Origin of the sequence: Paenibacillus sp. FSL H8-0259, from assembly GCF_037963255.1 — a bacterium.
In the GTDB taxonomy this organism is placed as follows: domain Bacteria; phylum Bacillota; class Bacilli; order Paenibacillales; family Paenibacillaceae; genus Paenibacillus_AQ; species Paenibacillus_AQ phytohabitans.
Genome location: NZ_CP150147.1, coordinates 3,281,808 through 3,294,464, shown reverse-complemented (window position 1 = coordinate 3,294,464; position 12,657 = coordinate 3,281,808). Strand labels below are relative to the sequence as shown.

Sequence of the window (12,657 nt, the reverse complement as noted above, 5' to 3'; positions counted from 1 at the left end):
ATGTATCCGCCCAGGCCCAGGTGACGATTAATTTCAGCTGCAGGAGTGGAACCTAAAAAGCACCTCCATGATGGAGATGCTCCTTTTCCCTATTCGCGGGCAATCACGGTCCGGTTCCGGCCGGTATGCTTCGCAGTATATAAAGCTTCATCCGCCTTCCCCAGCAGCTCTTCGCGCGTACGGCCATTCGTAGGATAATGGGCAATCCCCTGGGAAGAGGTCACTTGCATCGGCAAGGGGACCTTGCTTTTCTCAAGCGTCTGGCGGATCCGTTCGGCCACATTGTAGGCATCCTCGGGTCTGGTCCGCGGAAGCAGCAGCACAAATTCCTCTCCCCCGTAACGGGCACACACATCACCCGGGCGGATATTTGCGGTCAGAACTTCAGCGACCTGCCGCAGTACCTCATCCCCGGCCAGATGGCCGTAAGTATCGTTAACGAATTTGAATTTGTCCACATCCAGAACAATGACGGAAAAAGGTACCCGGGCGGCAATCCATTGGCTCATACTCAGGTCCAGGGATCTGCGGTTCGTAAGTCCTGTCAGCAGGTCCGTCATCGCTTCCTGGGTTAGCTGGTTCGTCTGCTTCTGGATGTCCGTCCAGGCAATGACCACCGCTTTGGTCAGCAGGTCCACCTCCCGGTTCCAATGGGGCTTCAGATCGGGGAGCTCAACATTCTCTTTGCCTATACGGTTCACCAGATCTGCAAGCACCACAAAAGGCTTCGCCAGCCGGTGAGCCAGCACAAATACGCATAGCAGCAGGATAATAAACGGAATCACGGTATACGTTACGATTTTGCGCAAATGGGCCAGCAGCTGATCCTTGATGACTTTGACCGGTGACACCACAACAACACCCCAGCCGTTAGCCGGAACTGCCGAATAACCAGCGAGCATCAACACGCCCTTGGTATTACGCCCCATCATTTCCCCGCTCTTCCCTTGCATCATCAGCTGCACAACCTCGTTGTCACTTACATCCTCGTTCATTCGTGTTTTGTCGGGATGGAAGAGCAGATGCCCTTCCGAGCTGACAATATAGTAATAGGAACCCGATTCATCGACGGTATTGTTCCCGAATATCATGTTCAGGATATTGTAATCCTGGAGATAGACTGTACCCCCGAGCTGACCCAGATATTGTTTGTCCTGGTTATACAGCGGTTCACTCATGAAAAAAAGAATTCTGCCGGTCGTGGACGAAGTATAGGACGGTGACAGGTACTCATTCTTCAACCGCAGCGCTTCCAGCACCGGAGGTGACATAATCTGCTTGCCTATCATTCCAAGGGCAGACGGTGAATTATTCAGCACCTTCCCTCCGGCATCTACCCGGATGATTGAATTAAAGTAATTGCTGCTGTTGCGCATTAAATCAAGATATTCATCTATAGCTTCCGGCCCTGCTGACTCCATGCCGGAGATTTTGTCTGCACCATAAATCAAGCTGCTGCGCATTGAAAGGATAAGCGAATCCACCGTTTTGCTCATTCTGTCTGCATTGGAGTAATTCAGACTAAGCGTGGTAGCCATCAGGGATTTCTTCTTGGATTGGTAAGAGCCAACAAACAGAATCGTTGTTGTGAGCAGAAACACCATGGTCACCAGGGCCATGAGCAGCAATGTTAGACTGAGTTTCCTTTTAGGTTTATGTTCTGCTCCTTTTGGTGTAGGCATTCCTCAACCTCCTTGTCTGCCTGAGCCCATATGGTTTAATTATATACGATTGGGAAATGGAGTACACAACCAGTTTGAGTTCCATTTTCTTCCCTGAAATTACATCTTTACGCTAGGATCCGGGCATCCTGTCTATTAGGTTCGATCACATTGCAGGAGGCCAGAGTCGATATGAATAATCAACGAATCAGAAAAGCGCTAACCGGGAAGGTTGCCCTGCTCTTCCTTCTCGCATTCCTGCCGTTCCACCCTTCACCCGCAGGAGCAGCGGCAAAAGGTACGCCGGGAGATCAGCAAAACTTAACCTTCGTGCTTGTCCACGGTGCATGGGTGGATGCCAGCTTCTGGGATGAAACGGCGGCAGAACTCCGCAAAATGGGCCATACCGTCTATACTCCGGAATATGCGGGTCACGGCGGGGACAAGAATACTATGGTCACGCACGAACAGGTAACGAAGTCCGTAGCGGATTTCATTAAGCAGAAGGATCTGCATGATATTATTTTACTCGGGCACAGCTTTGGCGGTTCTGTTGTTCAGAAGACCGCTGAGCTGGTTCCGGAACGGGTTAAACGGCTTGTGTTCTTTGATGCTTTTGTACCGCTGGACGGGCAGAGTGTGGCCGACCAGTTCCCTGCTCCGGTACAGCTGCTGTTCGAGGGGTTGCGGAAAGCCTCCGGTAACAATACGATCATGCTCCCTTACCCCTTATTCCGTGATGTGTTTGTGAATACAGCTACTACTGAAGAAGCACAGGCTTTGTATAAAAAAGTCATTCCCGAGCCTGCCGGTCCGGCTTTTCAGAAGCTGGATCTGAAGAAGTTCTACAGTCTCGATCTTCCCAAAAGCTATCTGTTCCTGACCGAGGATATGGTCCTGCCGCAGGGAGCTGCAGGAGGCTGGCATCCGGGTCAATCCGGCCACCTGGGTATGTTCCGCTATATAGAGGGAACAGGAGATCATCTGACTACTGTGCATACCAAGCCTGCGGCCATTGCCGGCAAAATCGTTCAAGCCAGCCGGGAGTAGATTTCATTAGGATACCGTATGATGCAGAGATAACGAACAACTGAAAAAGAGCAGATGGAAGGGGCTACCCCATTCCATCTGCTCTTTTTTTGATGAATATGAATATGTTTTACCAGCCGTTCCGCCGGATTAGTGAAGTAATCTGGGCCAGATGATGGCGGCTATGCCAGATGTATCTTTGAATTGCGGCATCCAGCGTCAACGTGCCCAGACCGGCACTTACGAAGCTTCGATCATAATCACCCGGCTTCAGTGAAGTAAGCAGGGTTGCGAATCTCCGGTTAAGCAGCTCCACCAGCTGAAGTGAGGACTCCGCCGGTTCATCCGTATAATCGCTCTGCTCCGCCCAGAGATCCTGTCTGTAGCTTGGTACCTGCGGTGCTTCTTCTGTCAGCCCCCGTTTGAAGCGCAGATAGGCATACATGCCGGTATCCGCCAGATGATGCACGACCTGACACACTGTCCAGCCGCCCGGACGGTAAGGCGTGTCTAACTGCTCCGCCGTTAGCGGCCCTACAGCCTCCCTAAGTTCAGCCGCCAGCTGCTTCATGATCCGTATGGATTCTTGCCGCGCTTCTTCCGTGCGGCTCTCCACAGCTGTAAATTTCCCGATCGGATACTTCAGTAACTCCAGTTCCTGCTCTGTCGGTTTGTGGTTCATTTCCCTCACGGCTCCTCATTATTAATCAATGGATATCGGACTACTCGCTATCGATATAAATTCATAGACCTCTTCCAGGGTTCCCACTGTATAATCCGGCTTCACCCCATGCTTCCAGGCGAGCTGCTCCCGGTTGATCCAGCAGGATTTGATTCCCGCCCGGGCTGCTCCCAGCACATCTGATGCCGAGTCTCCGATATGGAGAATCTGCTCCGGCTCCACACCATAATGGGCGATAACCTCAGTGAACATCCGGTTATGACTGTCATTCTTATAAGACTGGTACCTTTCGGAAGTGAATAAAGAGATAGGATAACTCCGGTAGAAGTCCGGAAGCATAAGCTCATCGGTATCACTGACAATGCAGACCTGATACTCCCCGCAGATCCGCTGTAGGAAGGCATCGGTGTCCGCATACATTGCGGACAGCCGGTGCTGGGCAAACAGGTTATCAACAGCCTGAGAGCAATCATAGTCCAAGCCATACTGCATGAATACTTGCTGAAATCCTCTGCTGTATATTTCCTTGCTGCTGATGAAGCTGCCCGCCTCCCGTGCTTCGGTTGATACAGCGAAATAGTGGCTGAGCAGCTTGCTGCCCAGCTCCCGGGACTTATTTTCGCTGAATTCCTGCTTAAGAATCGGCTTCCAGACTTCTGCCCGCCTCCCCTGAATATTCACCAGAGTCTGGAACATATCCAGACTAATAACCTTGAATGTCTGCATGGACCCGTCTCCTCTTCTGATCAGGAATTGAACCTTGCCGTCACGAACACCGCCGGTGAATTCCAATAAATGGTGACCTCATTCGTCGAGTAGCTGTCTTCATGATCAACGAAACATTGGGCCGCCGGTTTGCCTTGCAAGTGCTCCTGCACATATTCATCATGCAGCCCGCAGTCAGGTCCCCCTGAGACCAGACCCGGAACGGGTTCTGCTATGTTGTCTCCCACGGATGGGCGGTGATGCGGATGCATGACCGCATGTTCACCGAAGCCGGTCACGTAACTGATGCCCAGCACATTGCGGCCGAGCAGATAATGCAGATGATCCAGTGCACAGGCCGCATATTCAGTCTCCCCGCTGAAATGCTCCGCCGCCAGCAGCAGCATGGCATTATTCATGACCAGCATGTTACTGCCCCAGATATAATCCTCTTCCCGCAGCGAGATTCTGTAACCATCCTCCCGGCTCTGCCGGAGGAGGCGCGCGGCTTCAGCCACCAGCCCCTCTTTCAGCTCCGCATACAGAGAAGCCTCAGCTTGCTCTTCCCCGTTCAACAGGTATGCCAGTGTGCCATAGCCGCCCATATCCGCCCAGCCGAGGCTGTATTTCGGGAATGGAAGCTTCGCCAATTCTCTGGCTGCGCTATGGTATTGCTCACCGCCTGTAGTCCGGAACAGCTCCGCCGCTGCCCAGAAGCGCTCGTCGTGATCTTCCTCATCACCGTATTCCCCGGTCGTAATACCCGGCGGATTAGTGAAGCCCGGCTCCGCCGGATGTGCCTCCATCCAGCTCCAGGCAGCCACCGCAGCTTCCAGGCACCGGGCAGCATAGACTTCATCGAACGGCTTATAGACCCGCGCCGCCAACGCCATTACACCGGCGAAGTCACCTGTAGCCGTAGCGGACACCGGGGAGAAATACAACTCCGCCGTATCCTCTTCCGGCATCACATCAAGCCCAGGGAAGTTCTGTGTGGTCAGCTTGTGGTACACAGCACCGCTGCCGCTCTCCTGCATTTTGAACAACCAGTCCAGCTCCACTTTACATTCCAGCAGTACATCCGGCATCACGCCGTCACTCTCCGGCAGTGTACATACACCGGCAAATGCCGCAGGATACAGCTCCCAGGCCAGCAGCAGATCGGCAACGGCCTTGGCTCCGGGCCCTGAATATTTCCCGTAATCACCGGCATCATGCCAGCCTCCGCAGCTGTCCAGCTTCAGCTCCGGCTGGCCGATTACCGTTCCTGCTGCCAGATGACAGGACTCATGTCCCCAGGGTCCGGCGTACTCTCCGCTTAGCTCCACTCCGCAGCGGTAATAATAGAAGGCCTTCAATAAACCCTGCTGCAGCTCCCCGTAAGGCTTGTCTGCAATCATAAACGCAGCCGAAGCCTGTCCATCCTCACCTTCAATCCGGTACTTGCCCGGAGCCGTCACGGCGGAGAATACACCGGTATGTACACGGCTCCCGCTTGCCTTATCCTCCACTCCTTCCCCTGTCTGTCCGCTAAATACAACGCTTCCAGTCTGCAGATCAACTACCCGGAAACGGGACACCTCTCCGGTAAATAGGGCAAGCTTCTCCCCTGCACTGGAATAACCCGCCTGGTTCACTGTAATGGTACGAAGACGCTGTTCACTCACCTGTCATCTCTCCCTTGTTCATAGTTTCTGCCAGAAACACTGCAACACCATTCTCATTGTTGGATGCGGTAATCCGATGTGCGACAGCTTTGAGATCCTCATGGGCATTCTCCACCGCGACACCTGTTCCCGCTGCAGCAAACAGCCCCAGATCATTCAAATGGTCGCCGAAGACAACAACATCCGCTGTATCCAGCCCCATATGCTGTGCCCATAGCTTCAGCCCCTGGCTCTTATTCGCATCCGGATGGCTGAATTCCAGGAAATAATGATCTTTTATGTATATATCCTTCATGAAATGAATATGTACCTCTGAACCGAACCGGTCAAGCACTTTCTGATGCAGCGGGGCCAATTCCTCCTGCCGTCCGATGTTGATGATTTCCCCGGAAATAACGGGGTCCAGCCAGTAACCGGCAATCACTTTGTGCGTCATGCTGTCATAGATAAGTGCCCCATTATAAAGAATAAGCGGATATTTCCAGGAAATATCCGCAGCTACGATGTCTGCACTGATGAACCCTCTAGCTGTAGCGAAGCTGATTATCATTCCTTGTTCCATCGCTTCCGTTATTACCCGCACTGTGTAAGCAGAGAGTTGTTGTTCCGAGTTCAGCAGGGTTCCATCCAGATCTGTAACATAGGCCATTCTGTGCATGAGCCTTCCACCCTTCGACTTCGGAATGGCTATTCCCCTAACAGCTTAATAAAGTTTGCCGGCAGGTTAAACTGCTGATTATTGAGGATAATCTCCCGCAGTCCGGAGAAGGAATCCTCGTCCTCCTGGGCATCCTTGATTTCCTGAATCTCACGGTGCAGCCGTTCCATCTGCAAATCGAGTGCGTTCGCTTTGTCTGCCGCATTCTTGAGTTCACGTGTCAGATGCTCGGGAACCGCCTGGCTGTATTTATAGAAAATTTTATGTTCCAGACTGGCCCAGAAGTCCATGGCAATCGTACGGATCTGCACCTCTACACAGACATGCTCCTGGCAGTCAGACATAAATACCGGAACCTCTACGAGCAGGTGCAGGCTCTGGTAACCATTCGGCTTCGGGTTCTTGATATAATCTTTGACCGCCAGCACCTTGAGATCGTCCTGCTTCTGCAGCATGGCACTGACCTGATAAATATCCGAAATGAACGAGCAGGTGATGCGCAGTCCGGCAATATCCTTGATGCTGGATCTGATCTGTGCGAGTGACAGCTCATTGTTCTTGCGCAGCATTTTATTCATAATGCTCTCCGGGGATTTAATCCGCGACTTGGTATGCTCGATCGGACTGTAGTCGTGGAGCAGCTGAAATTCCTCTTTGAGAATCTCAATCTTGGTCTCCATTTCGGCGAGGGCGAATTTGTAAATCATCATAAACCGGGTAAGCTCATATTTAATCTGCTTGAATTTCTCTAATTGATTGTCGGCATTCATTGTAATTTCTCCTTTATGCTGCTGCACAGAATTGCTATAGTAATCTCTCATTAATCATAGCCAATCTATTCCCGGAATACAAACCGGCAAGCTATACCTTCTTCTAGTTGCGCAAAAAACGGATACACCATCCCGGGGGGACGGTATATCCGTTCATAAGAACCGGGCGCTCTCCAGAGAGGCCGCTTATCCGGCGTATCAATTAAAGACTTCAACTACAGACAGGCTGCGCTCACGGGACAAATCTCTGAAGCCCTCGTCTACCTTTACCAGCGGCTTGAACAGATCCAGCGGGTTATTCATTACAATCATACCCATTTCGCCGTTGCTGAGCTGAACATTCTTACCTACGAAGCTTGGCAGCAAATGTCCGGTAAGTGCCTGTACAACCGTTCCGTTCAACTGGCCGAAGCCCATCTCATGTACCTTGCGCAGTACTGTAACCAGTCCTTGCTTCGGACGGTTCAAGGTTGAAGTGGTCAAGGACATATATATGTTGGCTACGGTAACAATTTGGGTGTAAGGGTGAATATTATTTTTGAGCAGCTGCTTCGGATATCCAGAGCCATCCTCATATTCATGATGCTGCAGCGCCACGAGTGCTGTAACCTCATCCAGCTTGGAGCCGCGGATTAGATCATAACCATAGGAGGTGTGGCGTGCCAGTTCCTCTATTTCAGAACCGGTTAGAATACCCGGTTTGTTCAGGATAGACAGGGGAACCTGGCTTTTGCCGATATCATGAAGGTAGCCCGCGCGGCTGATCAGATAACGCTCCTCCTTGGAGTAGCCCATCCATAATGCAATATAATATGATAGTAAGCCAACCTGTAAAGAATGATGGTATGTATCAATGTCATCCCGGTCCAGCAGAAGCAGCAGGGAGACTACGTCCTTTTGCCCCTCCAATGTTTCCAGAAGCGGTTTCAATGTATCATCGACCATGGACTGTGAGAAGCTCCCCTGGGTCAACGCTTCCAGAAAAATAGATTCATAATTCAGGATAGCGTGATCGAAATCATCATGCAATCCGTGACTTTGCTCTTCTTCACTGCCCGTTTGCTGCATACTGCGCGGCTCAATATCCACATAATGAATTTTGTGCCGGATGAGGATACTAATCTCCTCCCGTTCAACATGCGTCCCCTTGGGGAGAACATGCAGACCTACACCGTTGAAAGTGTCTGTCATAAGACAATCGCCGTGTTTGAGATCCGTGACATGTACTTTCAAGTTTCAGCACTCCTTTAGTTTATAGGAATATTCCGTTATGCTCCACTTGATCATAGTCAATAGACCCCAAAGTAACAATCCGGTGAAAGTCACAATCTGCCCTTAATATAGTTCAAATGAATCCCTGTCTTAAGCCGCCTTTCCATTAAATATTCACATCCACTTCACAAATCTCTTATATTTCAGCTTGATTCCGTTGGCTTCCGTCCAGTTCATCAGTCTTTTCATGTCCTCCTCCCGGTCTTCGATGAACCTGAAGCACAGATTAACCGGGACAATCCTTTTACCTTCGGGCAATATTCCTACTAACGGACCATCTATGTATATTGCCTTAATCTCCTTGCCGGAGTAACTCCGGTTGCGAACTATAAGTGCATCTGTCTCCCATTGGAGACTACTGGCCTTCCGCAAAGCGTTGAATAGAATGAACAGAAAAGCCAGGAGGCTGGCACTCAACCAGAACACCCGGATATAGTAGATATACGGATGCCTATCTGCGTTGGTTATGGGAGTCAGAGCCACGAGCAGCCCCGGGAGAAGGATGCCTATCAATGTCCGAAGGGACATGGGGGCCTTGATTCTGCTGCCGGCGGAGTATTCAGGCATTGTGTTCTCCTTCCATTGAACAAATTTATAGTATAATTCCGTTATGCTTACAAAACGATGCTTATGCTTCCGTAGTCAGTTTTGACGAAGTGATCACAGGGAGCTTATGCTTACAAAACTTTTAGGAGGATCAATTATGTACGAGCATCTGGTAGCTTTCCAATTCAATGAGCATTTCGAACCGGGCAGTGAAGAAGGCCTGATTGCAGCCTTGCTGGGGCTGAAGGATCAGATTCCGGGAATTGTGGAGATTACGGCAGGAGTGAACATGACGGAGGAAACAGAGAATATCCACGGCTATACGCTGGGGCTTCGCGTGACCTTTACAGATCAGGAAGCCCTGCGTCAATACGGGCCGCATCCGGCGCACCGTGCTTTTGTGGCAAGGCTGGAGGGGATTCTGGAGAATGTCGTCGTGGTAGATTACCCGGTTCGCCCGTAGCTTATATCAGAAAAGATTATTCACATCAAACAGCACTTTACCAATCAGTTTGTCTTTGGCTACAAACGGAGTACTCCATAAATGCGCGTCATAGCTGACATTCCGGTTATCGCCAAGGAAGAAATAGTGGTCTGCAGGAACGGTGACTGGTCCGAAGGTGTAGGTCATCGCTTCCTGGAGATACGGCTCGTCAACCGCCTCATTATTACGGTACAGGGTACCGTCCTTAATCTCAATTTCATCTCCCGGCAGCCCAATCAGCCGTTTCACATATCTTTTATGCTCATCTCCGGCTACCGGGGGATAGAACACAACAATGTCGCCATGCTTCAGCGAGGAGTTCCAGAGCATTTTGTCCACAACCAGGCGGTCGTTAATCTCAATGGTCGGAATCATGGAGCCGGTCGGTACTCTCATCGCTTCGGCCACGTAAGTCCGGATAAATAAGGATAGAATAATGCCGATTGCAATACTGGGCACCCATTGTCTCAAGAATTTCTTCATAATATGCCACCTCGAATTAGTATAATTAGGCTTCAAAACGTCCGATAATCCGTGACATTTCCAGCTCTGCATCCACAGCAGAATGTTTAGGCAGATGAATCACAAGCAAACCGCCGAAGATCTGCTCCCATCTCCCCTCGTGCTCCGTAACCCGTTCAGTGAAGCTGCGGATCTCCTGCGAAGCAGCCGCTTCTTTGCTAAGCAGCCAGGCATACCTGACGAACCCGGATTTCTGCACCGTTTCTACATAATAGGCAATGCCCTCTTGTTCTCTCACTCTGATAATGTCTCCAAGAGCAATCCCCGGGTTAAAAATCGGCGTTTCTTCAATCCGGTATTTGTCCGGGGCAACCGGAGTCACATCCAGAACCTCAATCTCACGGCCACGCTCATCAAAGCAAATATGTAATCCTACTGTTCCCGGCAATGCATACACCCCAGTTCTGCTTCTGCAAAGATAAGAAATACAGCTAACAATACTCCTCCAAAAGCGTTATCCACCACTGCTTGTTCACCAGATACTTATAACCGGGCGGCAGCAGAAGATAACCATGGACCGGCTTCACGGGTTCCGTAATACCATAGACCAGATCAATCCTCAGTGTGAAGGTACTGATGTTTCTGCCTGTCTGCACCTCAAACTCGTTAATATAATTGTAGATGTCCGGTGCAGCCTCCCAGAAGCGCATAGCAGTCTGCCCCCCCACCTCCATCTCCCACCATTCTATAAAAGCCGGCCACAGTCCGGCACAGGTCTGCCGCAGTGCCGGATCGGCCACAGTCTCAAACCCCGGAGGCTGATGCAGCAGCGGATGTCTCCCCGCCAGGATGCAATCCGTTTTATAACGCACCAGCTCCAGCCACCACTGTTCATAAGCCAACTTCAGCGAATCGGAGTCCGGAAGACCCGGGTCAGAGCCGGAAGCAGGCCACACATGCTGCCCTCCAGGTCCGCGCAATGCCCCGACTGAACAGCCTACATATGATGCGAAGTTCAACCCGTAATCTCCGCCAATGCTGATATGCCATTGATTAGCTCCATTCAGCTCATGCATGACCATTCTCCTCTGTTCAAGTTCAAAATGTGATCTTCCAGACAATTCCCGGCGTCAGCGCCATAGCTAAACTGTAAGGGAAATTCCGGCAGAACGCAATCCTCATCCTTGGGCTGCGGCTCCCAGCTATTTCAGGTTGTCATTCATTTCATCGCGCGCAATGACCTTGCAATGATGCCCTCCAGTACCTTCCAGGGAAGCAGCATTTTGCCCAGCATGAGGACCCGTGAGCCTTTGCCGACAGGATAGCGCAGTTTGGGTGCACGCTTCTCTGTAATCCGCCCGATCAGCTCAGCAACCTCCTGCGGATCCGGCGCTGTCTCAGCGGTCCGCCGGGAGTAGCGCAGCACCTCCTCCAGCCTGGCCTGGTAAGGAGAGCCTTCGCTGCTATGGATTCCGGCAATGCCTTTTCCCCAGATCGGCGTGCGGAATGAGCCGGGTTCCACCAGTACTACGCGGACGCCAAAAGAAAGCATCTCCTGCCGCAGGCTCTCGCTGAAGCCTTCCACTGCAAACTTGGAGGCGGCATACGGTGCATATCCGGGAAAACCGGTCAGCCCGCTGACACTGCTTACGTTGATAATCAGCCCCGCGCGCTGCATGCGCATGATGGGAAGTACCGCCTTGGTTACTGCTATCAGGCCGAAGAAGTTCGTCTCCATCTGCCGCCGCCACGCCTCCATGCTTACTTCCTCCACATAGCCGCCTACAGCATATCCGGCATTGTTCACCAGCACATCCATTCTTCCGAACAGCTCAGTAACCGCGTGGATTGCTGAAGCAACGGAAGATTCATCCGTCACATCCAGCGTCATCAGATGAATACGCTCCAGAACACCTGCCTGTTCAGCCTGCTGAACAAGCTCATCTTTGCGGCTGAGATCCCGCATGGTTGCGATTACCTTATAGCCTCTGCGCGCCAGTGTAAGTGCAGTCAGCAGCCCGAAACCGCTGGAAGTGCCGGTAATGAGTGCGATTGGATCATGACCATGGGGCAAATTGGAAATAGGTTCCATAAGCAACTCCTTTAGTTAGGTGATTATTAGCGGCCTAGCTGCAATGCCAGATAGTTGTTCTTAATATAGTTATATCCCGAGTATACAGTCATGCCCAAAGCGCCATACATCAGTGTCTGGCCGACCGGAAACGAAGTGAACAGGCTGAACGGAGCATCATTCAACAGGATTGCCGAGATGGCCGCAACCTGCAGCACCATTTTCCACTTGCCATATCTGTCAGCTGATAGAGCCAGTCTTTGCGCTGAAGCAGCGATCCGGATGCCCATCATTACAATTTCCCTGGCCAAGATTATAAAAGCAATCCAAGAAGCGATCAAATGCAGGCTTACCATCAGGATTAACGCAGCGGCAATGAGCAGTTTGTCTGCCAGAGGATCAAGCAATTTCCCGAAATTTGTGATCTGATTATATTTTCTCGCGATATATCCATCCAGCTTGTCTGTGGCAGAAGCCACAATAAAGACCAATGCCGCATAGAAAACCCCATGTATTTCAAGATGCTGCAGGATCACCGATTTGCTGATTAACGCATCAGGATAAATGGGAAAAAGTGCAATGAACACGGGAATCAGTAATATCCGGAATAAGGTGATACGGTTAGCCAGATTCATCTTTTGCCTCCTAAT

Annotated in this window: 15 protein-coding genes; 2 read left to right on the top strand and 13 right to left on the bottom strand. The window is 51.1% G+C overall.

Features of this window, described 5'->3' with window-relative positions:
• Positions 1–89: 89 nt before the first annotated feature.
• A complete protein-coding gene (locus tag NSU01_RS13700; RefSeq protein WP_076246608.1) occupies positions 90–1,682 on the bottom strand; it encodes a sensor domain-containing diguanylate cyclase in 1,593 nt (530 codons plus the stop codon).
• Positions 1,683–1,853: 171 nt separating this feature from the next.
• Here NSU01_RS13700 and NSU01_RS13695 point away from each other — a divergent pair, with 171 nt between their 5' ends.
• Positions 1,854–2,711, top strand: coding sequence for an alpha/beta hydrolase (locus NSU01_RS13695; protein WP_076246610.1), 858 nt, complete (start codon positions 1,854–1,856; stop codon positions 2,709–2,711).
• A gap of 109 nt (positions 2,712–2,820) precedes the next feature.
• Here the strand turns inward: NSU01_RS13695 and NSU01_RS13690 are convergent, their stop codons facing one another.
• The 7 genes from NSU01_RS13690 to NSU01_RS13660 form a co-directional block, all read right to left on the bottom strand.
• Positions 2,821–3,372, bottom strand: coding sequence for a YfiT family bacillithiol transferase (locus NSU01_RS13690; RefSeq protein WP_042136146.1), 552 nt, complete (start codon positions 3,370–3,372; stop codon positions 2,821–2,823).
• 21 nt (positions 3,373–3,393) lie between these two features.
• Positions 3,394–4,098: an HAD family hydrolase gene (locus NSU01_RS13685; protein WP_076246612.1), complete on the bottom strand. Its 705-nt coding sequence runs from the start codon at positions 4,096–4,098 to the stop codon at positions 3,394–3,396.
• Positions 4,099–4,118: 20 nt separating this feature from the next.
• Positions 4,119–5,744, bottom strand: coding sequence for a glycoside hydrolase family 9 protein (locus NSU01_RS13680; RefSeq protein ID WP_076246614.1), 1,626 nt, complete (start codon positions 5,742–5,744; stop codon positions 4,119–4,121).
• Positions 5,737–6,402 (bottom strand): HAD hydrolase family protein, encoded by a 666-nt coding sequence (locus tag NSU01_RS13675; RefSeq protein ID WP_076246616.1) that lies wholly within the window; start codon positions 6,400–6,402, stop codon positions 5,737–5,739. Before NSU01_RS13675 ends, NSU01_RS13680 begins: the two co-directional genes overlap by 8 nt.
• Positions 6,403–6,431: 29 nt before the next feature.
• Positions 6,432–7,172 (bottom strand): GTP pyrophosphokinase family protein, encoded by a 741-nt coding sequence (locus NSU01_RS13670; RefSeq protein WP_042136141.1) that lies wholly within the window; start codon positions 7,170–7,172, stop codon positions 6,432–6,434.
• 198 nt (positions 7,173–7,370) lie between these two features.
• The gene (locus NSU01_RS13665) at positions 7,371–8,405 is read right to left on the bottom strand and encodes an HD domain-containing phosphohydrolase (RefSeq protein WP_042136140.1); all 1,035 of its coding nucleotides are present in this window, start codon (positions 8,403–8,405) and stop codon (positions 7,371–7,373) included.
• A 153-nt stretch (positions 8,406–8,558) separates the two neighbouring features.
• Positions 8,559–9,011: a hypothetical protein gene (locus NSU01_RS13660; RefSeq protein ID WP_076246619.1), complete on the bottom strand. Its 453-nt coding sequence runs from the start codon at positions 9,009–9,011 to the stop codon at positions 8,559–8,561.
• Positions 9,012–9,147: 136 nt separating this feature from the next.
• Here NSU01_RS13660 and NSU01_RS13655 point away from each other — a divergent pair, with 136 nt between their 5' ends.
• A complete protein-coding gene (locus tag NSU01_RS13655) occupies positions 9,148–9,453 on the top strand; it encodes a Dabb family protein (RefSeq protein ID WP_042136136.1) in 306 nt (101 codons plus the stop codon).
• A gap of 6 nt (positions 9,454–9,459) precedes the next feature.
• Here the strand turns inward: NSU01_RS13655 and lepB are convergent, their stop codons facing one another.
• The 5 genes from lepB to pgsA form a co-directional block, all read right to left on the bottom strand.
• Positions 9,460–9,957, bottom strand: a complete 498-nt coding sequence (gene lepB / locus NSU01_RS13650; protein ID WP_042136135.1) for a signal peptidase I — start codon at positions 9,955–9,957, stop codon at positions 9,460–9,462.
• A 25-nt stretch (positions 9,958–9,982) separates the two neighbouring features.
• A complete protein-coding gene (locus tag NSU01_RS13645; RefSeq protein ID WP_179093582.1) occupies positions 9,983–10,384 on the bottom strand; it encodes a DUF4265 domain-containing protein in 402 nt (133 codons plus the stop codon).
• A 43-nt stretch (positions 10,385–10,427) separates the two neighbouring features.
• Positions 10,428–11,012 carry a hypothetical protein gene (locus NSU01_RS13640; protein WP_042136131.1) on the bottom strand — a complete coding sequence of 195 codons (585 nt, stop codon included), beginning with the start codon at positions 11,010–11,012 and terminating at the stop codon, positions 10,428–10,430.
• A 143-nt stretch (positions 11,013–11,155) separates the two neighbouring features.
• Entirely contained in the window at positions 11,156–12,028 is an 873-nt protein-coding gene (locus tag NSU01_RS13635; protein WP_042136129.1) for an SDR family oxidoreductase, read from the bottom strand.
• 26 nt (positions 12,029–12,054) lie between these two features.
• The gene (gene pgsA, locus NSU01_RS13630; RefSeq protein ID WP_076246621.1) at positions 12,055–12,642 is read right to left on the bottom strand and encodes a CDP-diacylglycerol--glycerol-3-phosphate 3-phosphatidyltransferase; all 588 of its coding nucleotides are present in this window, start codon (positions 12,640–12,642) and stop codon (positions 12,055–12,057) included.
• Positions 12,643–12,657: the final 15 nt, after the last annotated feature.

Excerpts from the sequence above, each read along its gene's own strand:
- NSU01_RS13640 (WP_042136131.1), bottom strand. The coding sequence starts at position 11,012 with ATGCATGAGCTGAATGGAGCTAATCAATGGCATATCAGCATTGGCGGA.
- NSU01_RS13675 (WP_076246616.1), bottom strand. The coding sequence starts at position 6,402 with ATGCACAGAATGGCCTATGTTACAGATCTGGATGGAACCCTGCTGAAC.
- NSU01_RS13700 (WP_076246608.1), bottom strand. The coding sequence starts at position 1,682 with ATGCCTACACCAAAAGGAGCAGAACATAAACCTAAAAGGAAACTCAGT.
- NSU01_RS13655 (WP_042136136.1), top strand. The coding sequence starts at position 9,148 with ATGTACGAGCATCTGGTAGCTTTCCAATTCAATGAGCATTTCGAACCG.
- NSU01_RS13695 (WP_076246610.1), top strand. The coding sequence starts at position 1,854 with ATGAATAATCAACGAATCAGAAAAGCGCTAACCGGGAAGGTTGCCCTG.
- NSU01_RS13660 (WP_076246619.1), bottom strand. The coding sequence starts at position 9,011 with ATGCCTGAATACTCCGCCGGCAGCAGAATCAAGGCCCCCATGTCCCTT.
- NSU01_RS13685 (WP_076246612.1), bottom strand. The coding sequence starts at position 4,098 with ATGCAGACATTCAAGGTTATTAGTCTGGATATGTTCCAGACTCTGGTG.
- pgsA (WP_076246621.1), bottom strand. The coding sequence starts at position 12,642 with ATGAATCTGGCTAACCGTATCACCTTATTCCGGATATTACTGATTCCC.
- NSU01_RS13690 (WP_042136146.1), bottom strand. The coding sequence starts at position 3,372 with ATGAACCACAAACCGACAGAGCAGGAACTGGAGTTACTGAAGTATCCG.
- NSU01_RS13670 (WP_042136141.1), bottom strand. The coding sequence starts at position 7,172 with ATGAATGCCGACAATCAATTAGAGAAATTCAAGCAGATTAAATATGAG.
- NSU01_RS13635 (WP_042136129.1), bottom strand. The coding sequence starts at position 12,028 with ATGGAACCTATTTCCAATTTGCCCCATGGTCATGATCCAATCGCACTC.
- lepB (WP_042136135.1), bottom strand. The coding sequence starts at position 9,957 with ATGAAGAAATTCTTGAGACAATGGGTGCCCAGTATTGCAATCGGCATT.